Annotated in this window: 16 protein-coding genes; 12 read left to right on the plus strand and 4 right to left on the minus strand. The window is 46.9% G+C overall.

Annotation, left to right across the window (positions count from 1 at the left end; translation table 11 throughout):
- Nucleotides 1-100 precede the first annotated feature (100 nt).
- The 8 genes from WC743_RS21540 (at nucleotide 101) to WC743_RS21575 (ending at nucleotide 12,524) form a co-directional block, all read left to right on the plus strand.
- The gene (locus tag WC743_RS21540; protein WP_373015454.1) at nucleotides 101-970 is read left to right on the plus strand and encodes a universal stress protein; all 870 of its coding nucleotides are present in this window, start codon (nucleotides 101-103) and stop codon (nucleotides 968-970) included.
- Nucleotides 957-3,464 carry a cation-translocating P-type ATPase gene (locus WC743_RS21545; RefSeq protein WP_373015456.1) on the plus strand — a complete coding sequence of 836 codons (2,508 nt, stop codon included), beginning with the start codon at nucleotides 957-959 and terminating at the stop codon, nucleotides 3,462-3,464. The genes WC743_RS21540 and WC743_RS21545 overlap by 14 nt, the downstream gene beginning before the upstream one ends.
- Nucleotides 3,465-3,704: 240 nt before the next feature.
- Complete coding sequence (locus WC743_RS21550) at nucleotides 3,705-4,091, plus strand: hypothetical protein (RefSeq protein ID WP_373015458.1); 387 nt, start codon at nucleotides 3,705-3,707, stop codon at nucleotides 4,089-4,091.
- Nucleotides 4,092-4,184: 93 nt separating this feature from the next.
- Nucleotides 4,185-8,537, plus strand: a complete 4,353-nt coding sequence (locus tag WC743_RS21555; protein WP_373015460.1) for a CusA/CzcA family heavy metal efflux RND transporter — start codon at nucleotides 4,185-4,187, stop codon at nucleotides 8,535-8,537.
- A gap of 10 nt (nucleotides 8,538-8,547) precedes the next feature.
- The gene (locus WC743_RS21560; protein ID WP_373015462.1) at nucleotides 8,548-9,678 is read left to right on the plus strand and encodes an efflux RND transporter periplasmic adaptor subunit; all 1,131 of its coding nucleotides are present in this window, start codon (nucleotides 8,548-8,550) and stop codon (nucleotides 9,676-9,678) included.
- A gap of 26 nt (nucleotides 9,679-9,704) precedes the next feature.
- Entirely contained in the window at nucleotides 9,705-10,112 is a 408-nt protein-coding gene (locus WC743_RS21565; protein WP_373015464.1) for a hypothetical protein, read from the plus strand.
- A 499-nt stretch (nucleotides 10,113-10,611) separates the two neighbouring features.
- On the plus strand, nucleotides 10,612-11,361 hold the full coding sequence (locus WC743_RS21570) for an SDR family NAD(P)-dependent oxidoreductase (protein WP_373015466.1): 750 nt from the start codon (nucleotides 10,612-10,614) through the stop codon (nucleotides 11,359-11,361).
- A gap of 59 nt (nucleotides 11,362-11,420) precedes the next feature.
- The gene (locus tag WC743_RS21575; protein ID WP_373015468.1) at nucleotides 11,421-12,524 is read left to right on the plus strand and encodes a S1C family serine protease; all 1,104 of its coding nucleotides are present in this window, start codon (nucleotides 11,421-11,423) and stop codon (nucleotides 12,522-12,524) included.
- Nucleotides 12,525-12,747: 223 nt separating this feature from the next.
- Here WC743_RS21575 and WC743_RS21580 read toward each other — a convergent pair whose 3' ends face one another.
- Nucleotides 12,748-13,110 (minus strand): PleD family two-component system response regulator, encoded by a 363-nt coding sequence (locus WC743_RS21580; protein WP_373015470.1) that lies wholly within the window; start codon nucleotides 13,108-13,110, stop codon nucleotides 12,748-12,750.
- Nucleotides 13,111-13,417: 307 nt separating this feature from the next.
- On the opposite strand from WC743_RS21580, the gene WC743_RS21585 reads away from it, so the two are divergent.
- On the plus strand, nucleotides 13,418-13,813 hold the full coding sequence (locus WC743_RS21585) for a TraR/DksA family transcriptional regulator (RefSeq protein ID WP_373015522.1): 396 nt from the start codon (nucleotides 13,418-13,420) through the stop codon (nucleotides 13,811-13,813).
- A gap of 693 nt (nucleotides 13,814-14,506) precedes the next feature.
- Complete coding sequence (locus tag WC743_RS21590) at nucleotides 14,507-15,760, plus strand: hypothetical protein (RefSeq protein WP_373015472.1); 1,254 nt, start codon at nucleotides 14,507-14,509, stop codon at nucleotides 15,758-15,760.
- A gap of 72 nt (nucleotides 15,761-15,832) precedes the next feature.
- Here the strand turns inward: WC743_RS21590 and WC743_RS21595 are convergent, their stop codons facing one another.
- Together WC743_RS21595 and WC743_RS21600 are read right to left on the minus strand one after the other, a co-directional pair.
- On the minus strand, nucleotides 15,833-16,699 hold the full coding sequence (locus tag WC743_RS21595) for a universal stress protein (protein WP_373015474.1): 867 nt from the start codon (nucleotides 16,697-16,699) through the stop codon (nucleotides 15,833-15,835).
- A 276-nt stretch (nucleotides 16,700-16,975) separates the two neighbouring features.
- Nucleotides 16,976-18,451: an MBL fold metallo-hydrolase RNA specificity domain-containing protein gene (locus WC743_RS21600; RefSeq protein WP_373015476.1), complete on the minus strand. Its 1,476-nt coding sequence runs from the start codon at nucleotides 18,449-18,451 to the stop codon at nucleotides 16,976-16,978.
- A gap of 138 nt (nucleotides 18,452-18,589) precedes the next feature.
- Between WC743_RS21600 and WC743_RS21605 the strand changes: the two genes are divergently transcribed.
- Nucleotides 18,590-19,021, plus strand: coding sequence for an Hsp20/alpha crystallin family protein (locus WC743_RS21605; protein WP_373015478.1), 432 nt, complete (start codon nucleotides 18,590-18,592; stop codon nucleotides 19,019-19,021).
- Between the two features lie 125 nt (nucleotides 19,022-19,146).
- Here the strand turns inward: WC743_RS21605 and WC743_RS21610 are convergent, their stop codons facing one another.
- On the minus strand, nucleotides 19,147-19,527 hold the full coding sequence (locus tag WC743_RS21610) for a hypothetical protein (RefSeq protein ID WP_373015480.1): 381 nt from the start codon (nucleotides 19,525-19,527) through the stop codon (nucleotides 19,147-19,149).
- A gap of 198 nt (nucleotides 19,528-19,725) precedes the next feature.
- Between WC743_RS21610 and ppsA the strand changes: the two genes are divergently transcribed.
- Nucleotides 19,726-22,167, plus strand: a complete 2,442-nt coding sequence (gene ppsA, locus WC743_RS21615) for a phosphoenolpyruvate synthase (RefSeq protein ID WP_373015482.1) — start codon at nucleotides 19,726-19,728, stop codon at nucleotides 22,165-22,167.
- Nucleotides 22,168-22,249: the final 82 nt, after the last annotated feature.

A 22,249-nucleotide genomic window follows, 5' to 3' on the forward strand; every position in this document is an offset into this window, starting at 1 on the left:
TAACCGTGGTATTTAAGTAATCGTGGTCAAGCGCATTCATGATCTTTGTCATTTATTTTTCGCGGGTAAACCGCCAATTTTATGATCTAAAACAACAGCCATGAAGACGATCCTAATGCTCACTGACTTTTCTGAAAATGCGAACCACGCTGCGAAAACTGCCGCTAAATTTGTTCCCCAATTAAAGGCAGACCTAATGCTTTATAACACCTATTATGATCACCCAATATTGCCGACCTATGCCGGCGGCCCCTGGGTAGTCGAAGAATTTGTTTTTCAAAAGGATGAAAGCACCGCCCAACTCAGCCAGCTGGCCATTCAGTTAAAGCATATCATGTCCGGGATATCGAAAGATGATTTCAAACCTCAAACTGATTATCAATGCGGCGAAGGTCCACTCGGTAAAAATATGGCCGTTATCATCCAGGAGCGTAAGGTCGGGCTCGTCGTGATCGGCAGTCGTACAGACAGCGCGATCGACCACGTCATCTTTGGCAGCGATACGATGGATGTGATCGATCATGCCGCCTGCCCGGTACTGGTCATCCCGCCAAAGGCGGAAATGAACAAATTGAAGAAAGTGACACTGGCCATCGCGTTTGAACTGGCTGATATCAATGCGATCAGCTATATGACTGACCTGGGCAGACAACTCGGCTTTGAACTGGAGGTCGTTCACGTTTCGCTGCCCGAAGAAAATGATGACCCGGTAAAAGAAAATGCGGTACTCGCTCACCTAAACACGGTGAAACAGGAACACATCACTTACCAGGAGGTCGGGGGAAAAGATGTCATCAGGCGATTGAACAAGCTATGCAAAGAAAGCTGTTCCGATATGCTGGCGCTGGTTCATCATCGGGATGGTTTCCTTTCCGGCCTGTTCGACCGGTCCACAACGGCTACCGCGCTGGACAACCAGGCTATACCTTTAATGGTGATCCCCTCAGACCAGACCAATGACAGCAAATAATTTCAACATACAGGGGTTAAACGACCGGGAGGTCATCGCAGCAAGATCAAAGTATGGGGCAAACAGCCTGTCGTTTAAAAAGGAAAACGGATTTACTGATGCCCTGAAAGGACTGGCCAAAGAGCCGATGGTGATCTTATTACTGGTTACCTCGTGTATCTACTTTATTAGCGGAAAAGCCGGCGATGGCATCTTTCTGGCTTCGGCCATTGTGCTGGTTGCAGGTATTTCCTTATACCAGGACTCGCGAACCCGGAACGCACTTGAAAAATTGAAGGACTTTTCGCAACCAAAATGCAAGGTCATCCGGGACGGAGAAGTTTTAGAAATAAAAAGCGAAGAACTGGTGGTGGGTGACAGCCTGATGGTGGAAGAAGGAACTTCGATAAACGCAGATGGGATTATCGTCCATTCCAATGATTTTTCCGTCAACGAGAGCATCCTCACCGGTGAGTCCCTGCCGGTTTATAAAGACAAGGCGGCTGATGACAATTTAATTTTTCATGGTACGACGGTTGCAAGCGGCCTGGCCATTGCCACCATCACCGCTATAGGCAATCAAACCCGGCTGGGCAAAATTGGCCAAAGCCTGGAATCCATTACGGAAGAAAAAACGCCGCTGGAATTGCAGATCAACAATTTTGTAAAAAAGATGGTGATCGCCGGGGCGATCGTGTTCCTGATCGTGTGGAGCATTAACTATCTCCATTCGGCTAATGTTTTAGACAGCCTGATTAAAGCGCTTACCCTGGCGATGAGTATTTTGCCCGAAGAGATCCCGGTCGCCTTTACCACCTTTATGGCATTAGGCGCCTGGCGGCTGATGAAAATGGGCATCGTGGTCAAGCAAATGAAAACAGTGGAAACTTTGGGCAGCGCCTCGGTGATCTGCACGGATAAGACCGGCACCTTGACCGAGAATAAGATGAGCCTGGCGAAAGTATACACCCTGAAGGAGAATCGCATCGCTGACGCGACGGGAAAGATACCGGGCAGCACTGAGCAGGGGCTGATCGCACTGGCCATGTGGGCCAGCGAGCCGATCCCTTTCGATCCCATGGAAACCGCCCTGCACGATGCCTATTCAAAAACGAGCCTTGGCGACGAGCGTCCGGGTTATAAAATGATCCACGAATATCCCCTGGGCGGTAAGCCGCCTATGATGACCCACCTGTTTGAAAATGGAAAGGGGCACCGGATTATCGCGGCTAAAGGCGCGCCGGAAGCATTGATCAGCATCAGTAACTTAAACAGCAGTGAAAAAAAGCAGATTGATGCCGCAATTAAAGCAATGGCTACGGAAGGCTACCGGGTACTGGCCGTAGGCGAGACTCATTTTACAGGCGACAGCTTTCCGGCGACGCAGCAGGAATTCCCTTTTGTCTTTAAAGGGCTGGTTGCCTTTTACGATCCGCCTAAGAAGAATATCAGCGCGGTTCTGCGCGACTTTTACCAGGCGGGCATTGTGATTAAGATCATTACCGGCGATAATGCGGAAACTACCGGCGCTATTGCCCGGCAAATTGCTTTTCAGGGAGCGGATCAGTGCATAAGCGGAGATACGCTGATGAAACTTTCAGAAAAAGAGCTTGGAGAAGAGGTAAAAACCGTGAATATTTTCACCCGTATGTTCCCGGATGCCAAGCTAAAGATCATCAATGCCCTGAAAGCGAATAATGAAATAGTAGCGATGACGGGAGACGGGGTGAACGACGGGCCTGCTTTAAAAGCCGCGCATATTGGTATTGCCATGGGAAAAAAAGGGACCGAGATCGCCAAGCAGGCGGCTTCATTGATCCTGCTGGAAGACGATCTTTCAAAAATGGCCGATGCGGTAGCCATGGGCCGGCGCATTTATACGAACCTGAAAAAGGCGATACAATACATTATTTCGATCCACATCCCTATCGTATTGACTGTATTTATCCCGCTGGCTTTGGGCTGGATCTACCCAAATATCTTTTCACCGGTGCATATTATCTTCCTGGAATTGATCATGGGGCCGACCTGTTCCATCATTTATGAGAACGAGCCCATGGAAAAGAATACGATGCTGCAAAAACCTCGTCCGTTCAGCACTACTTTCTTTAACTGGAAGGAATTAACGACGAGTATTGTACAGGGCCTCGCGATCACTATCGGAACACTGGCAACCTACCAATATGCCCTGAGCAAGGGAGGGGATGAGCAATTGACCCGTACCATGGTATTCACCTGCCTGATAGCGGCTAATATCGTACTTACCCTCGTCAACCGGTCATTTTACTATTCGCTGTTTACCACCATCAGGTATAAAAACAACCTGGTGTTGCTGATCATCGGCATCACGCTGCTGATTACAGCGTCATTGATCTATATTAAACCATTGGCAGACTTCTTTGGATTCGAACCGCTTCACGGCTATCAGCTGGCGATAAGCGTGGCTATTGGCTTTAGTTCGGTGGTCTGGTTTGAATTGTATAAATGGCGGACACGCGAAATCAGGAAGGTATAAAAAATGGTCTATCGAAATATAATACCGGCGCTTTTAGTATTCCTTGGCCTGGGTACCTTAGATCCGGCCTCCCTAACCGCTTTGATATTTATTAAGGAATGGCGGATAATTACATCGGGGTAGCGCGGCAGACATTCCTGATGGATACCGATATTTTTACAGGCATCAAATGATCAAGAGTTGGTCATCTAGTGATCTGTATCAAAAACGATTGATTATTAATGCCTATTTTTGTACAGTTTGAAAAAGTTCACCGCCATATTGCTTTTAACAGCCTTCCTGTTCTCAACAACGGAACTCCACCAGTTGCTGAAATTGCCGGTGATTTTTGAACATTTTGCCGAACACCGGAAGGAAAATAAGGACATTTCATTCCTGCAATTCCTGGATATGCACTATATGCACGGCAGCCCCAGGGATAAAGACTACAGTGAGGACATGAAACTGCCTTTTAAAACGGCGGATAATTGTGTATCCATGGTATCACCGGTAGTCATTCCGTATTTGGCACCTACTTTAGAAAATCCTGTGATCTATATCCCCGAAAAGGAAATGTATATACCGAAAGATGGGTTGATCCCGTCTGCGTACTTATTCAGTATCTGGCAGCCGCCAAAATCCTGTTAATTAGTCTTCCTTTCAATTTTACTAACTGTGCTTCGCCCGGCAGTTGCTGCTATGCGGTACTTTTTGAATTACTAATTTTCAAGATCTAATTTTATGTTAAATCATATTATTGCCTTTTCCGTAAGGAATAAGCTGATCGTAGGGCTTTTTATCATCGCCCTGATCGGCTATGGCAGCTACCAGTTTACCAGGCTGCCCATTGATGCCGTACCCGATATTACCAATAACCAGGTACAGGTCATTACCATTGCCCCGTCGTTTGGGGCTACCGACATCGAACGTTTAGTTACTTATCCCATAGAGCAGGCCAACAGCAATATTTCAGGCCTTAAAGAGATCAGGAGTTTCTCCAGATTTGGCCTCTCATTGGTGACCATTGTTTTTGACGATGCCACAGACGTTTACTGGGCAAGGCAGCAGGTGGCCGAACGCCTGCAAAAAGTGCAAAGCCAAATCCCTGCTGGCATCGGAACGCCCGAGCTGGGCCCGGTAAGTACCGGGCTGGGAGAGATTTATCAATACGTCGTACGCCCTAAAAAAGGCTATGCCGGAAAATACAACGAAACAGATCTGCGCACCATACAGGACTGGATCGTTCGCCGCCAGTTATTGGGTGTTAAGGGCGTGGCGGAGGTGAGCAGTTTCGGCGGAAAGCTGAAGCAATACTCCATTGAGGTTAATCCTAATCAACTGCTTTCGCATAATATTACCATAACGGATGTATTTAAAGCGTTAGAGAATAACAATCAGAATACCGGCGGCGCTTATATTGAAAAAGGCCCCACTGTTTTATACATCCGAAGCCAGGGGCTGATCGGTAGTATGGATGATATCAACAACACGGTTATTAAAAATACTACAGATGGGACACCGCTTTTTATCAAAGACGTGGCCGATGTTAAAATAGGCTATGCTACCCGTTTCGGGGCCATGTGCTATAACGATGAAGGCGAAGTTGCAGGCGCGGTGGTCATGATGCTTAAGGGGGCCAACAGCAGCGAAGTAATTAAAAACGTGAAGGGGCGTATCGTACAAATCCAGAAAACGATGCCCGAGGGCGTGGTGATCGAGCCGTTCCTGGACCGTACGAAAATGGTGAATAATGCCATCGGTACCGTGGAGCGCAACCTGCTGGAAGGGGCACTTATTGTGGTATTCGTGCTGGTCCTGTTCCTTGGTAATTTCAGGGCAGGTTTATTGGTCGCCTCGGTGATCCCACTGGCGATGCTGTTTGCCATTATTATGATGACCCTTTTTGGCGTCAGCGGTAACCTGATGAGCCTTGGGGCGCTGGATTTCGGTTTGATCGTGGACGGGGCCGTCATTATCGTGGAAGCCGTGATGCATACGCTTAGCCATAGTAAGCATTTTACAAAGGTTGGCGTATTAGGTCAGGAAGATATGGATAAGGAGGTAAACAACTCCGCCAGCAAAATGATGAACAGCGCAGTATTTGGCCAGATCATTATCCTGGTGGTCTATTTGCCGATCTTCACTTTGCAGGGCATCGAAGGCAAAATGTTTAAGCCAATGGCACAAACGGTGGCCTTTGCTTTATTAGGCGCCTTTATTTTATCGCTTACCTATATCCCTATGATGAGCGCCCTCGTCCTGAGCAAAAAGATCAAGCACAGGCCCAATTTTTCAGACCGGCTGATGGCGAAGGTAGAAAGAGCGTATCAGTCGGGCCTTAACCGGGTAATAGCGTTTCCGAAAGTGGTCTTGTTAACTGTTGCGGGACTGTTTATATTTTCGGCATATGTATTAACCACATTAGGCGGCGAGTTTATTCCCGCACTGGAAGAAGGTGATTTTGCCGTTGATACACGCGTACTAACAGGCAGCAGCCTGAACACAACCATCACCAATACGCAAAAGGCAGCCCACATTTTAAAGACACAGTTCCCGGAAGTAGAAAAAGTGGTTACCAAGATCGGCAGTGGCGAGGTGCCAACCGACCCGATGCCCATGGAGGCCAGTGATATGATGGTGATTTTAAAACCTAAAGCCGAATGGACATCTGCCAAAACCTTTAATGAACTTTCCGAAAAAATGGGTAAAGCTTTGCAGGCTGTGCCGGGGGTTACCGCGGGCTTCCAGTTCCCGGTGCAAATGCGCTTTAACGAACTGATGACCGGCGCGCGCCAGGACGTGGTTTGTAAAATATTTGGCGAAGACCTGGACACCCTTGCGGCTTATGCGAATAAGCTGGGTAAGATCATTAATACGGTAAATGGCGCTAAAAACCTGTATGTCGAAGCTGTTGCCGGTATGCCGCAGATCATCATCAGCTATAACCGCAATGCTATAGCGCAATACCACCTCAACATCACCGATATTAATAAAGTGGTGAATACTGCCCTTGCCGGGCAAAGCACCGGCACACTGTTTGAAGGCGAAAAGCGATTTGAAATAGTGGTAAGGATCAGTGGTGAGCAAAAAAGAGATCTTAAGGATATCCAGAATTTGCTGATACCAACGCCGCAGGGTACCCAGGTGCCTTTATACCAAGTGGCCGATGTGCAGATCAAGGATGGCCCAAACCAAATACAGCGGGAGGATGCCAAGCGCCGCATCGTCGTGGGATTTAATGTTCGCGGCCGGGATGTACAGACCATTGTAAACGAGCTGCAAGCCAAGGTAGATAAACGGTTAAAATTCCCTGCGGGTTATTATGTAACCTATGGGGGTGCCTTTGAAAACCTGAATGCGGCCAAACAGCGCCTGATGATTGCGGTGCCGGTTTCACTGTTGCTTATTTTCCTGTTATTGTATTTCGCATTCAACTCCATCAAGCACGGATTACTGATCTACTCGGCCATCCCTTTATCAGCTATCGGGGGTATCCTGTTCCTGGCCTTACGGGGTATGCCATTCAGTATCAGCGCGGGCGTTGGATTTATAGCGCTCTTTGGCGTGGCAGTCCTCAATGGCATCGTATTGATATCTGAATTTAACCAGCTAAAAAAAGAAGGTGTAACCGATCTGAAACGCATTGTTTTAATGGGTACTAAAGTAAGGCTCCGGCCGGTACTCATGACCGCATTTGTGGCTTCATTGGGTTTCTTCCCGATGGCTGTCAGTAACGGTGCAGGTGCCGAAGTACAACGGCCTTTGGCTACTGTCGTTATCGGCGGTTTGTTGATCGCGACATTTCTTACTTTATTCGTATTGCCTGTACTCTATATCATGTTTGAAAAAGGCTTCAAAACAGTGCTTGGCAAAACAACAACTGGCTTAGTTACTATGGCCTTATTGACGGTGATAAGCCAGACTTCCAGCGCACAGACCCCGATTACGCTTAAAGCAGCTATTGATACGGCTTTGAACAACAACTTACAGGTTAAACAGGAGCAGTTAAAGGCAAAATACCAGCAAATGCTGATAGGCACTTCAGCCAGCATCTCACAGGCAACCTTATTCGGCGAAGCAGGTCAGATCAACAGCAGTTATACGGACACCAAATTCGGGATCTCGCAGTCTTTTAACTTCCCTACCGTTTACAGCAGGCAAAAGGAACTGTTAAAAGCCGATTGGAAAAGCAGTGCCCTTAAAGTTGCCGTAAATGAAGCCATCTTGAAGAAGCAGGTTACCCAGGTGTTTTATACCCTGGTGTATCTGGAACAGAAAAAACGGTTATTGCAGCATATCGACAGCCTGTATCTCGACTTTTATAAAAAAGCGGAGTTACGACTGGCGAAAGGAGAAACCAATATCCTGGAAAAAACTAGCGCGGAAACACTGCTGGGGCAAGTGCAAATGCAGTTGCACCAGTTAATTGATGACGTAGCAGTATTGCAGTTACAATTTCAACTGCTGCTGAACTCCACGCAGAAATTGATGCCAGCTGGTTCCGATTACCAATTGCCCGTTGCAGCTGCCACAGATACCTTGAATTTAAAGGAACACCCGGCGATAAAGCTGATAGCGCAGCAACAAAAGGTTGCAGACGCAGCGATCCGGCTGGAGAAAAGCCGGCTTTTACCAGACCTTTCCATAGGCTACAATAATACCAGTATCAAAGGTCTCGGTGCCGATGATAAACTCTACAATGGCTCAAACCGTTTTAATTCGGTGCAAGTAGGGGTCGGTATTCCAATTTTTACCGGCGCCCAAAAGGCCCGGGTCAACAGCGCACGGATCAACAAACAAATGGCTGAAAACAATTATGCGATGGAGGTGCAGCAGATGACCTCCGCGTACCAATCGGCCATTTTTCAATATCGTAAACAGCTGCAAACAGTTACCTATTTTGAAAGCAAGCCATTAAAAAATGCTGCACTGATTACCACCACCGCCAACCAGCAAATAGCGGCCGGCAATATCAACTACCTGGAGTGGGTACAACTGGTTAACCAGGCCGTAACCATAAAAAATGATTACCTGGAGGCTGTCCGCAACCTAAATGAGGCCATCATTCAACTTAACTATTTTTCAAACAACTAAAATTCAGATCATGAAATCCACCATATATTTTCCACTCATCCTTATTTTGTTATCGGCCTGCGGCGGTAAAAAAACAACTTCTGAAAATACAGAGAAAGCAATCAATCCCAATATGGTAACCCTGACAGCTGCCCAACTGAAAAATGCTTCCATAGCCACCGGTAAGATCGGGCAAAGGGAAATCTCATCGGTATTAAAGCTCAACGGGAAAATCGACGTGCCGCCGCAAAACATGGTTTCCATCAGCGTTCCTCTAGGCGGCTATCTGAGGTCTACCAAGTTACTACCAGGCATGCACGTGGACAAAGGCGAAGCCATAGCGGTTATCGAGGACCAGCAATACATTCAGCTACAACAGGATTACCTCACTGCAAGAGCACGAATAGGCTACCTGGAAAATGAATACAACCGTCAGAAGGATCTTAATCAGAGTAAAGCCAGCAGCGATAAGGTTTTTCAGCAGGCGGAGGCCGAATACAGAAGCCAGCAGGTGCTAATCAGTTCATTAGCTGAAAAATTGCAACTTATCGGGATAAATGCGCGGAGTATCAGCGCGTCTAAAATATCGCGGAGCGTAAACATTTACTCTCCTATTGCCGGTTTTGTATCCAAAGTAAATGTCAATATCGGCAAATATGTATCTCCCACCGAGGTGTTGTTTGAACTCGTTAACCCTACTGATATTCACCTGGCCCTGAAGGTCTATGAAAAAGACCTGGCTAAATTGTACATCGGCCAAAAACTGACCACTTATACGAACAACGAACCGGCAAAAAAACATGATGCAGCCATCTTACTGATCGGCCGTGACCTTTCTGCCGACAGGAACGCCGATGTGCATTGCCACTTTGAAACTTATGATAAAACCCTTGTTCCGGGCACTTATATGAATGCTGAAATACAGATTAAAAACAGCAAGGCCTCCGTCCTGCCGGAAGCTGCTATCGTTCGGTTCGAAGGTAAACAGTATGTCTACCGGGTCCGGGGTGGAAACCAGTATGAGATGACCGAGGTAAAAACAGGTGAAAGCGAAAACGGCTTTACAGAGATTATTACACCGGACAGCGAAACCCTTTCGGGCGTTTATGTTATCAAGGGTGCATATGCACTGCTAATGGCGATGAAAAATAAAGCAGAATAATGGAAGCTCAAAAAAATCCGTCAACGATGAAAACAAATTTCAGAATAACGCTGATCGTCTGGCTGTTCAGCGTTATTGTATTCTCCGGTTGCGAAAAGGCCGTAGTCTACAACGGGAATGTCAACGTTGTTTTACAATACCATCAGCGTCCTGTACCAGATATCCCCGTTTACTACTATGCGGGAATACCTCTGAAAGATTGTTCGGGCAATACCAGGTATCAAAGTATGCAGATCTCTGCTGCTGACGGGAGTGCAACATTCAGGCAATTAACACCGGGGCCATATCACTTTACGGCCTCCGGTTTTTTAAAGGAAACCAATAAGATGATGCGGGCGGATACGGATATTACTGTCAGAAAGCGTTACCGGGACGAAAGCAACTATCAGATAGGGCTCAGCTTCGTTGAGTTCCGGCAAAGTTTGAACGGTTAATTTGTTAATAAATTAGGTATAGATTGAATTCCGTCAGGATAAAATTGATATAACCGGTTGATTTACGTGCAGCTGCTTTTCTTGCGCTTATTTGTTACTCAAAACACCGATTGTTTTCGGTTTTTAATTCCTATCCGCTGAGCTCGAAATATACTTTTTGACAGGTCCGCGCAACTGGCCAGGTCCCTTGTCACCCATGCGCACCTGCAAACTAAGGACGCAACAACCCTGGAACGGATGATCCGTAAACGCCGGGGGTAAGCTATACCCCGACTTCTTGCAGATCCACCCGGGCACGACCATTGCGGTGCCTTATTCGCTTCCTCCGAAAAAAGGTACCCCGGTCTTGATGTCGCTTTGGTGGGAGGCGGGTTGAACCTGCCCGTTGCCGGTTCAATTTTCCATGAAAAAGTGTCGGAGATCATCGTCAAACCTGACCATCGACATGGCTGATTCGATGTTGGTCGTTACCTTTAGGTCAGACTTATAATTGAGCAATATGAGCAATTTAGCGAACAAAGTGGCCCTGATCACCGGCGGTGGCTCGGGTATTGGCAAGGCAATCGCCCTATTGTATGCATTGGAGGGTGCAAAGATAGTTCTGGCCGATGTCGATGAAAAAGGTGGAAATAACACACTCGATGCAATAAAAGTTCATGGTGGCGATGCCATTTTCGTCGAAGCGGATACCGCCCTGCCAAACGAGCACAAGAGATTGGTTGAGCAAACTGTTCGGCGATACGGAGGCTTACATATTACAGTTAACAACGCGGGGATCGGCGGTCCGTTAAATACCGTTGGTGAGTATCCGATCGAGGGCTGGGATAAGGTGATCGCGATCAATTTATCCGGTGTATTTTATGGGATGCATTACCAGATACCGGCTATGCTAACCTCCGGCGGCGGCAGCATTATTAATATGGCATCGATCCTGGGCAAGGTAGGTACCAAGGGCTCTCCGGCTTATGTCGCGGCCAAGCATGGCGTGATCGGATTGACGGAGGCTGCGGCCCTTGAATACGCTGATCAGGGCATACGCATTAATGCGATCGGACCTGGTTATATACAGACGCCCATGTTGGATGTGTTGGATGATAGCACGACGAAATTAATTAGAAGTTTGCACCCGATGGGTAGATTAGGCAAGCCCGAGGAAGTGGCGGAACTGGCGCTTTGGCTGAATTCGGATAAAGCATCTTTTGTGACCGGCGCTTATTACAACGTTGACGGCGGGTACCTGGCCCAATGACGAATGCCGGTCAAGTTACGCTTAGCAATGCGGACCCTAAGTTTTACAAAAAGTTTCCTATGAAAAAGCTGACTTTATATATAATTTGCTCCTCAACAATTCTGCTGTGCAGACAGGCTTCAGCCCAGCAAACCGATCTGAGTTCCGCTGCTTCCAAAGCGCTGCCTGCTGTGGTCCGGGTTCAGTCTTTTGTGTCTGACAGCTTATATGTGAAACACGCTAAGCTGGCGGCGCGAATGGGAATCAGGTCGCTCGGATCGGGCGGAAGTACACTTGCCGGCAGTGCGTCCGGGGTTCTGGTCAGCCCTGATGGTTATATCTTAACCAATGCCCATATCTTAAATGGCGGCGACAGCCTGGTGGTGATCTTACCCGACCGCAGGACTTACCACGCCGTTTTGACCGGGATAGATGATGCAGCCGATCTGGCCTTGCTGAAGATAGCTGAAAACGGTTTGGATTTTCTGGAACCGGGAAACCCGGACCACGTGAAAATCGGTGAACCCGTACTTGCCGTAGGCAATCCGTTCGATCTTACCTCGACTGTAACTGCCGGGATACTAAGTGCCCGCTACAGAGCTCTGGACGATCGCACAACTCCGGCCCGGATCAATTCTTATCTGCAAACAGACGCCGCCAGCAACGAAGGCATGAGCGGAAGTGCACTAGTGGATCGATCCGGGAAACTGATAGGGATCAATTCGGCTATTGTTTCTCCCAACGGGACTTTCGCGGGATACGCTTTTGCTATTCCTGGCGGCGTCGTGAAGAAAGCCTGGCACGACCTGCTGGCGTATGGTATAGTGCGGCATGCTTATCTGGATGTATTATTCGGCGACATGGATGACGTTCAGTACAAAAAACTGGATAACAAAAATTTAACCGGCGTGCTGATAACCGGCGTCCAGCGTGCCGGCGCGGGTGAGCGGGCCGGGCTTCGCAGGGACGATGTCATTGTTAGCTTTGATCAGCACCAAATTATTGCAGCTCCCCAATTGCGGGAACTGCTGGCGCAATCCGCCCCGGGCGATTCCGTGAAAATAACCGTCATGCGCGGAAGTATTGCACTCGAAATTTCCATGGTGCTTTCGGGCGGCAAGGTGGATCAAGCGAGAAATCTGCCGGGTGGCTGGCCGGCTACGCGTACCAACCGCATTCACTGATGGTTGAACGAATTATGCGGGTACCCGCAGCTCGCGTTTCCGGAATATTTACTGTAACATTTACCACGCGACTATCTCTTTTACTGGGCAATCCGCCTGCCCGGATATGATTATCGCCGCCGTGGAATACTGATCAATTTAGGCCACCTGATCTTTGCAACTCAGTTAATCGGCCCGACGGCTTTTGTCAAACACAATACAGACGATGCACGCCAAAACAGCGCTACGATAGATATTCTTTTACCTGAAGGAGCAAGTCATTTATATCAAACGGTTTGGAAATATAAGCATCGGCAGCACAGTCTTTGGCTATTTGATGCAGGTTAGCTTCGGCGGAAATAAGCATTACCGGCAAGTTCTTGGTTTCATAATTGCTTTTAAGCTCCCGGCACATTTCCATTCCGCTTTTTTTCGAACCAGCGATACGGATATCCAGCATAACCAGGTCAGGACGGATCTCTTCAATGTGGCCGGCGGCTACGCTTGTATTAGACAAGATGACCTCATAACCGGCTTCCTGAAATATCACGTTGAGAATTTCCAAAATGTCTTCGTCATCGTCAATAATCAGTATACGCTTAGACATCGTGGTGTTATTTATGTACATAGCCATCATTACAAAATGAAATCCAATAAACGGTTAATTGGAAAAAAAACTAGAATGAAGTCAAATCATTTGGCGGTAGCGCCAGCCGCAAACGGCAGCTATAGACCCATGTTGTCGTTTGACTACAAACTGTAGCTTAAACCATAACTGTCGACAAAGAGGCGATAGAAACGAAGCCTGGACGCTGATTAGCAGCATGGGTGGTGTCTCTCACAATTCTTACCGATGAGGTATAAGATTCAATAATTTCACGAAACCAAACCAGATAATTTGTGTTATGGACTTCATGGAAAAACAAATACCCGCGTCAGAAAAAACGAGATATTCAGATAATGAGCTGGCCGAGTTCAGGGCTCTGATCAATAGTAAAATAAAAATAGCGAGGGAAGAGCTGGATAGCCTGGTTTCCTCTATGAATAGTACCAACCCTAACGGTACAGATGACACATCAGGCGCTTATCAAACTCTGGAAGACGGTGCGGCGACGCTTGAAAAGGAGTCCATTCACCAACTGGCTGCAAGGCAAAAAAAGTTCATTGAGCAGCTGGAAGCCGCATTGATTCGGATAGCTAATAAAACTTATGGCGTCTGCCGTTCGACCGGAAAGCTGATTCAAAAAGAACGGCTAATGGCGGTACCGCATACAACCATGAGCATGGAGGCAAAGTTAAGGGGCGATTAGATCCAGTCAGTTTGGATGGCGCTGGTTCACTTTATTCGGCAAATAATGAGCCGAGGGATTCACCGGGCGCTGGCAGCGGTAAAAAGTCCAATTGCGAATAATAATAAAGCCGTGTTTCAGCCTAATTGCTTCTAACTAGGCATAACGAGAAATGGACATGCCGGTAGGGCCTGTTGTACACGTTAAACAGCAGTATGGGTGGCTGCGGCCACTTCCTATTTTGACCTTCCCATTAAGTGGATGGAAATGGAATAAATGGTTTCGCTATTCCGTCAAGGATGAAGAATTAGCGCTTGGATCCCAAAATATGGACCGTCAGGGACTGAGTGGAAACCGCTCACGTGAATCCATTTTCAACACTATCTTGTACGTTATACTGCGCCGTCCTGATCCTGTTTATGGAAGGCAGGCCATTTTGTGAAACAACGATTATCTGTATCCCCAACCGTTTCGCGACAATGTTCTAACCATCCTACAACTAATGACAGACTCCTTCCCGGTCAAATTAAAAGTACAATGAGGTTTTCCAATTAAACCCCGACCTTAATTTTCACACCAGGCATTCGACCCTTAACCGCCGATACAAATTGCAACGGGTGTGCCAAAACCGTGTACTATTTGCCAGTTAATGTGATACAATATCATTTAACTATAAGGTAAATTTGATATGTCTTTAATGTAATTCCCGCCACAATGAAAAATCAAGCCTGCCTGCTTATAATTTTCGTCCTGGGTTTGGCCGCATGTAAAAAGGAACTTGTGCCAATCCAGGCAACGGTAAAAAAAGAAGTTTCAGATCTCGCTCCATTTCCCTCAACCACGAATTTTAATGTGACATTTCCCGGCTACAGCTATAATCGTTTTACGCCGTTTATCAGCACTTATGCCAACAATGGCTATATTCTGGCCTGTAACATAGGTGTCGACCGGCCTCATATTGCGCTCATTAAAATAAACCAGCAGGGGCAAAATGTATGGGTAAAAAAAATCGCCGGGTCCGGCATGGAAGAAGCAGAATCTATATTGGCTATTGCAGATAGCGCCTACTTAATAGGCGGGGTGACTTCCAGCAGAGACGGCGATTTCGCCGCTTTAAAGGACGAGGGCAGCGCGAGCACGAGCTTTATTATGAAAATCGATTGTAAAGGGAAGGTTATTTGGGTGAAGAGCTTTGGGGGGATTACGAATTTAATCAGCTCTATAATCAGCACCTGTGATAATAATTATGCAGCGGTAGGAGAAGCGACTATAATAAAGATTAACAAGGATGGAAAACTTTTATGGAACCGAAAAATTAGTTCCGGTATTGACTTAACCCGGGTGGTGCAGGATAAAAAGGGCAATTTTGTGATAGGGGAAACTACCTTTAACGGGCCATCTCCAGATTTTTTGCTAATAAAACTAACCGACCGGGGTATCCCGTTGTGGCAGAAATTTTATGGTGGTTCTGGTGTTGATCTGGCTCATGACATGATCATTGATAAAGACAATAATTATATTTTAGTAGGTTCTACATTAAGTAAAGATGGGGATGTGGCAGGTTTGCACCCCCCATTTGAACCTGGCATTCAAAATCAGGATGGTTGGGTGTTAAAAGCTGATCAGGACGGAAATAAGTTATGGGCAAAAGTGTTTGGCGGAACGCTCGTTGACGAAATCAGAAGTTTGACAAACCTTAATAACGGACAATACCTGGCAGCCGGTTTTTCCAGTAGCTACGATTTTGATTTGGCATCATTTAATTTTACTGAAGTGTTTAGGGGCTGGGCGCTTAAAATCAATGCCGATGGAACACTTCATAGCGAACAGGTTTTTCAGCCCGGAGCTACGATTGGCGGTGAATTATTTTATATCCAAAGGGGGGATAGCAATAATTATTTAGCCGCGGGCCTTTCGCTTAATACTTCACCATTTGCTCCCTGGTTAATCAGCATACCTAACCCTTGACAAGAGCATGAATTTAACTGTGAGTCAACTTGCCGTATATTCAATTTAAAGAAAGTCTTCCTGTCACGAAGATTATTCCGCTGTGAATTTTGGCGGAAAAATAAGCAGCGACTGCCTTTGATTAGCCAGCTCCTTCGTGGTTTGACTGGCGTTAAACAGCCGAGACAAGAACCCCTGATGATAATGGATGACGGCAAGGATATCGGCGCCGCATTCCTCGCAGTAGCGATTAAGCCGCGGAACAACGTCTTTACCACGTATAGCATGATAAGTAATATCCTGAAATTTTAGTTCGTTGGCAAACTTCTTAAAATCCATTTCCGCTATGATATCCTTATTGGCATCTTCACCAAACACATTAATATGTACAACCTGTATCCGGAAGGTTAAGAGTTTCGCCAGATCGATCAGGTAATTCAGGGCCGCTTTGTCCTTTGCATTGTAGTCGGTAGCGAAAACGACATTTTTGATTTTTTCAAGATTAACAGCCGGCGGAACGATCAGCAATGGCCTGTCTGTGTTCCTCAGCACTGATTGGGTTTCGCTGCCCGCTAAGAAATGATCCAGATAGCTGCCGGATCGGGCGCCCATAACGACCAGCTCAATATCATTATGTTCTAACAGGTCTTTTACGTTTGGTCCGAGGCCTCCGTCGCCGTGAAGGTTATGTATTAACAGGCGGCTTTCCGGGTTGAGTCTTTTAACAAATTCTTTAAGTTTAGCCGAATGTTTGGTCATTTTTTCTTTGTCTTCTTCGGTATAAATGCTGGTTAACTCCCCGGCGTACGGTCCGCCCCCGTCATATGGTGTGATAGGTATCACCTGAGATGTGTGATAAAGCAGTATATCTGCATTCAATTTTGCGCAAATATAGGCTGCATTTTCAGCCGCATGCTCCGCATTCGCTGAAAAATCGGTTAAAATTAAAACTTTTTTCATGATGACATTTTTTAGTCTTTATTCCGGCGGTTAACCGGATCGCTATACTGATCAAATATTGAAATTATCTTCTTAAAGGCGAATGACACTGATCACCTGATTACATGATTAACAGCATATTTAAGCCCTGATTTTCGTAGTTCAGTGGATTCGGTAACATAACTTCACCGGACTTCCGGTATGCCTGACAAATTCATCATCTAAGAGTTCAAGGATACACAAACGGATAATTTTGTCCGTAATGAAGGTTGAACATGATATAAATGATGAGTCAGATTACAGCTTAGCAGTTAATCCGCCATCAGCCGCAGCTGCCTGCCCGTTCGCCGGTTGATGAGCGGTGACCGTGTATAAAGGTGTTTTTTGATACTGTTCCGGGATGATCACTTTTAGCTTCAGCTCGTCTTTGATTTTGATCCTCAGCGCTTCCTGCGCGCAGGGTTCGCCATGTACGAGATAAACCTCCGGCATTTTTTCCTTGAATTGACCTAACCATTCCAATAATTCCGTCTGATCAGCGTGGGCCGATAGGCCTTCAATCTCCATAACCTGCGCCCTTACCGGATAATATTGTCCGTGGATCTTTATTTCGTAAGCTTTGTTGAGCAGAGCTCTGCCGCGGGTGCCTTCCGCTTGGTAGCCCATGATCACTATGGTATTTCTGGCATCGCCTATATAATGTTTCAGGTATTCTAAAACGCGCCCCCCTGTCATCATGCCGCTTGCCGCCAGTACGATCTTGCTGCCACGCTGACGAATGATCGCCTGGGTATGCTGATGATTATCATTGATGGTTACCCCGCTGAACATCTGAGCGCATTCTTTTTCACTAATGGTGAACCAATCGGGGTAATGCAGTAAAACCTTGCCCGCAGATGCAGCCATAGGACTGTCTAAAAATACCGGTATCGCAGACGGTATGCCTTGCTTCTTTTTTAAACGATAGATCAAATGCATAACTTCCTGTGCCCGTCCCACCGCAAAACAGGGGATCAAAATATTGCCATTGTTGAAAACAGTGTTATTGATCACCATAGCCAGTTCATCAGCTGCATCCGTTTTGGCATGCAGGCGGTCGCCATAGGTAGATTCCATCACTACGTAGTCTGCCGGCGGAACGTGAGCAGGTGGCGGCAAGAGTTCGGACCGCTGACGGCCGATATCGCCCGAGAAAACAATGCATTTGCCGAAACAATTCAGTTTCACTGAACAGGCCCCCGCAATGTGCGCGCTGGTATAAAGTGTAAAGTCAATATCTGAATTCACTGTGATGGTCTCTTCCGGGCTGATAACCTTGAAAAAGGCAAGGGCTGCCACAGCATCTGACACCGTATACAACGGCCGGGCCGGTTTGTGCCTGGAGTATCCGTTCCGGTTGGCTTTCTCGGCATCTTCTTCCTGTAGTTTAGCGCTATCCCGCAAAATCAGTTCTGCCAGGTCACGGGTGGGCTGCGTCATATAAATTGGCTTGCGGTAACCGTTTTTGACAAGCAAGGGGATGTATCCACTATGGTCAAGGTGAGCATGTGTGAGTATCACCATATCAATTGCCGAAGCGGAGACCGGAAGTGGCTCCCGGTTTTTTTCGCGAAGCGACTTGATCCCCTGGAACAGGCCACAGTCGATCAATATATTCAGTTCAGGGGTGATCAGCAAATGTTTAGAGCCTGTAACCGTTTGTGCCGCCCCCAATGATTGCAAATAAACGGTCTGATCCCGTATGCCCGGTTCATTATCTATTAAGCTGCTCATATATTTAATGTTTAATGAAGGTAAAAGTAGGGAGATGAACCTAATAAAAATTGACGAAGATCACCTTAAGCAATGATGGCGCTCATTTGCCTGAAAAATCATTTGGCCGAAATTTGACGGTAAACAAAATTTGAAATTATGTCAACTTTAGCAAAAACAAATGGCTTTCCGTCATTAAAGTCAATGATGGAAGATTTCTGGAACACCGATGGCTTTTTTAGCCCTGCGGTCTTTAACCGCGAAGTGCTCCCCGCAGTAAACATTAAGGACACGAAGAAAGGTTTTGAGCTCGAGGTCGCGGCACCCGGCTTCCAGAAGGAGGATTTTAAAATTACGACCGAAAACGGCGTGCTGACGATTAGTGCCGAAACAAAGAATGAGCAAAAGGAAGAGACAGATAACTACACCCGCAGGGAGTTCACCCGCAGTTCATTTACCCGCACATTCAGTCTTCCGGATAACGTCCTGGCAGATAATATTAAAGCCAGTTACAAGGATGGCCTGCTCAGCGTAGAAATGGAAAAAGACCAAAAGGCCGCTGTGAGCCGTAAACAAATTGCAATTGCCTGAAAGCGTAACGGGATACCTGCGGGAGCCGGTCGCATGTATCCCGTTTTCATGCCCGGTCTTTGTCGGGCGAGATACGGCTGAACAATAATTTAGTTGTATAGGACCTTTACCGGGCTGATGACCACTTACATCCATTTGGAAGCAAACCGGTTGAATTCGTGTCTTAGCTGGTTGATCATGTTTTCTTCTGTATGGTACTGTTCCGCCAGCTCATCGTGAACAAGGACTGTGCTTTCACTAACATTGCCGCTGCTTTGCGTGATCTCAGATTCAGCTTCGCGGACATTGGTTTTTATGCGGTGAGCCAAGCCATCGAGATAGTCCCTGTGAATGATCAGCTGATTCTGATAATGCTCAATTCCCTCCGATACTTCTTTTCCGGTGTTATCGAAGGCAATTTCTTCCAGCCTTTCCTGCAGGATATGAAGCTCCAGTTTATAAAATTCAATTGCCCTTAGCCATTCGTTGTGCGCAAATTGTAAATGTTTGATACTTGCTGTTTTCATGAAACAATAATACCTCCTGCAAGCCAATTGAAAAATGATGCCGCTCATTAATATTTATGACCGGCAACAAGGGCGGCAACTGAAAAGTGTTCCGAATGAACAATCTGACCACTGTCAGTTCTTTAACTGACAGTCATCATTATTCATACCGGCGATTAACCGGAAATTTACGATGTAAGAACTCTAAAAACGTTTGTTATGGAACCATATATCAAAAAGTTCAAAGATACCGGCATCAAAGACATTGGACTGGTGGGCGGTAAAAATGCCTCATTAGGAGAGCTCATTAATTTTCTGGCACCAGCAGGTATCCTGATACCGGATGGTTTTGCGGTCACCGCAGCGGCCTACCGTTATTTTATAAGCGCTAATAACCTGAGTGCAAAACTCGGCGGCCTTATGGAAAGTTTGAACAGAACCGATTATTCAAATCTTTCGGAAATTGGCGGCGCGGCAAGAAAACTGATCCTGTACGCCCATATGCCGGAGGACCTGCAATTGGCCATCTTTGATGCTTATGACTATTTATTCAATTTCAGCGATCAGCCGGTTGCGGTTCGCAGCAGCGCCACTGCGGAGGATCTGCCTGACGCCAGTTTTGCCGGCCAGCACGAATCCTACCTCAATATTAGGGGCCATTGGCCAATTGCTAACGCGGTAAAAAAATGCTTTGCGTCGTTGTTTACCGACCGCGCAATAAAATATAGGGAGGATAAGGGGTTTGATCATCATAAGGTATTTTTGTCTGTAGGTATCCAGGAAATGGTCCGGGCGGATAAGGGTTGTTCAGGCGTCGGTTTTACGCTGGAACCGGAGTCCGGCTTCCGTGATGTCGTGCATCTGACAGGCGTCTGGGGGCTTGGAGAAAATATGGTGCAGGGCACAGTGGTTCCCGATGAGTTTTTATTATTTAAACCAGCGCTCATCAGGAACAATAAGGCGATCATCCAGAAAAATTTAGGTAGTAAAAGCAAGATGCTCATCTATGCGGACGATGAGAATGACACACAGGATACCGTCAACCTGGATACGCCATGGGAAATGCGTGGCAAGTTTGTCCTGAACGACGCGGAAATTGAACATTTGGGACGCTGGGCGCTTTTGATTGAAAAGCATTATAACAAACCGATGGATTTTGAATGGGCCAAAGACGGTGTTAACCATCAGCTCTATTTAATACAGGCCCGTCCCGAAACAGTACATAGCCGCGAAAAGAAGCTGGAGATAAAAACCTTTACTATCGCTGAAAAGGGCGATATCATAAGCAGTGGGGCCGCTATCGGAAACAAGATCACCGCAGGGTATGCGCGTGTGCTCCATTCTCCCGACCAGGCGGGAAGCCTGAAAGAAGGCGATATACTGGTAACAGATACCACCAGCCCCGACTGGGACCCAATTCTGAAAAAAGTGGCCGGTATCGTTACCAATAAAGGCGGCCGCACAAGTCATGCGGCGATAATCGCACGCGAACTGGGCGCCGTCGCTATTGTGGGGACTGAAAATGGCACCTATAATATCAAAGACGGAGAACTGATAACCTTAAGTTGCGCCGAAGGTAAAACAGGGAAAGTCTACCGTGGCAAGCTGGAATGGGCTGAGAAGATAACTGACGTCAGCGATATACATTTACCGGCACATCCGAAAGCGCAGTTGATTATTGCTGATCCGGGGCAGGCGTTCCGGCTGGCGCGATTTCCCAATGATGGGGTAGGGCTGATGCGCCTTGAATTTATCATTGCCAACCACGTGCGCATCCATCCTATGGCTCTCGCGCATTTTGATCGGGTAACCGATGAAATCGACCGCGTGAAAATTGCCAACCTTACGACTGGGAGCAGCAGTAAGGAACAATATTTTATAGATAAGCTTTCGCAGGGCGTGGCCACCATTGCAGCGGCATTCTACCCTAAAGAGGTGATCGTCCGGATGAGCGACTTTAAAACCAACGAATATGCCGGCCTGATTGCGGGTAAGTATTTCGAACCGGAAGAGGAGAACCCGATGATCGGTTTCAGAGGCGCCTCGCGTTATGATCACGACCGGTACAGGGATGGCTTTAAGCTCGAGTGTGAGGCGATGAAAGTGGTGAGGAATGAAATGGGTTTTACAAACGTGAAATTAATGATCCCCTTTTGCCGGACGGTGGCCGAAGGGGAGAAGGTAATCAGGCTAATGGATAGTTATGGTCTAAAAAGGGGCGACAATGGCCTCCAGATATATGTGATGGCCGAAATACCGAGCAATGTTTTACTGGCCGATGAGTTTGCCAGGTCATTTGACGGTTTTTCAATAGGTTCTAATGATCTTACCCAGCTGACGCTGGGCATAGACCGTGATTCAGCCCTTATCGCCGATCTGTTTGATGAACAGAACGCGGCCAGCAAAAAACTTATCGCCATGATGATCACCAGGGCAAACGAACTGCATAAAAAGGTTGGCTTATGCGGTCAGGCACCGAGCGATTCGGAAGCATTTACCAGGCTATTAGTCACCGCAGGTATCGACAGCATTTCCTTTAATCCGGATGCGCTCATTTCAGGAATAACAAATATCAATAAAGTGGTATCGGAGAACCCCGAATTTCATTTAAGGAAAATCACTCTGGACGAGGTGGTGCTTTATCCGACGACTTTGCCTTGAGATGCAATTAAAAAGCCGTTGCCACGGACAGGTAGGGAAAGCACAAATGTTGCTTAACAGGTATATCAGATTTTTGATCGTG

Source organism: Mucilaginibacter sp., assembly GCF_041660805.1.
In the GTDB taxonomy this organism is placed as follows: Bacteria; Bacteroidota; Bacteroidia; order Sphingobacteriales; family Sphingobacteriaceae; genus Mucilaginibacter.

Excerpts from the sequence above, each read along its gene's own strand:
- WC743_RS21540 (WP_373015454.1), top strand. The coding sequence starts at position 101 with ATGAAGACGATCCTAATGCTCACTGACTTTTCTGAAAATGCGAACCAC.
- WC743_RS21545 (WP_373015456.1), top strand. The coding sequence starts at position 957 with ATGACAGCAAATAATTTCAACATACAGGGGTTAAACGACCGGGAGGTC.
- WC743_RS21555 (WP_373015460.1), top strand. The coding sequence starts at position 4,185 with ATGTTAAATCATATTATTGCCTTTTCCGTAAGGAATAAGCTGATCGTA.
- WC743_RS21560 (WP_373015462.1), top strand. The coding sequence starts at position 8,548 with ATGAAATCCACCATATATTTTCCACTCATCCTTATTTTGTTATCGGCC.
- WC743_RS21565 (WP_373015464.1), top strand. The coding sequence starts at position 9,705 with ATGAAAACAAATTTCAGAATAACGCTGATCGTCTGGCTGTTCAGCGTT.
- WC743_RS21570 (WP_373015466.1), top strand. The coding sequence starts at position 10,612 with ATGAGCAATTTAGCGAACAAAGTGGCCCTGATCACCGGCGGTGGCTCG.
- WC743_RS21575 (WP_373015468.1), top strand. The coding sequence starts at position 11,421 with ATGAAAAAGCTGACTTTATATATAATTTGCTCCTCAACAATTCTGCTG.
- WC743_RS21580 (WP_373015470.1), bottom strand. The coding sequence starts at position 13,110 with ATGTCTAAGCGTATACTGATTATTGACGATGACGAAGACATTTTGGAA.
- WC743_RS21585 (WP_373015522.1), top strand. The coding sequence starts at position 13,418 with ATGGAAAAACAAATACCCGCGTCAGAAAAAACGAGATATTCAGATAAT.
- WC743_RS21590 (WP_373015472.1), top strand. The coding sequence starts at position 14,507 with ATGAAAAATCAAGCCTGCCTGCTTATAATTTTCGTCCTGGGTTTGGCC.
- WC743_RS21595 (WP_373015474.1), bottom strand. The coding sequence starts at position 16,699 with ATGAAAAAAGTTTTAATTTTAACCGATTTTTCAGCGAATGCGGAGCAT.
- WC743_RS21600 (WP_373015476.1), bottom strand. The coding sequence starts at position 18,451 with ATGAGCAGCTTAATAGATAATGAACCGGGCATACGGGATCAGACCGTT.
- WC743_RS21605 (WP_373015478.1), top strand. The coding sequence starts at position 18,590 with ATGTCAACTTTAGCAAAAACAAATGGCTTTCCGTCATTAAAGTCAATG.
- WC743_RS21610 (WP_373015480.1), bottom strand. The coding sequence starts at position 19,527 with ATGAAAACAGCAAGTATCAAACATTTACAATTTGCGCACAACGAATGG.
- ppsA (WP_373015482.1), top strand. The coding sequence starts at position 19,726 with ATGGAACCATATATCAAAAAGTTCAAAGATACCGGCATCAAAGACATT.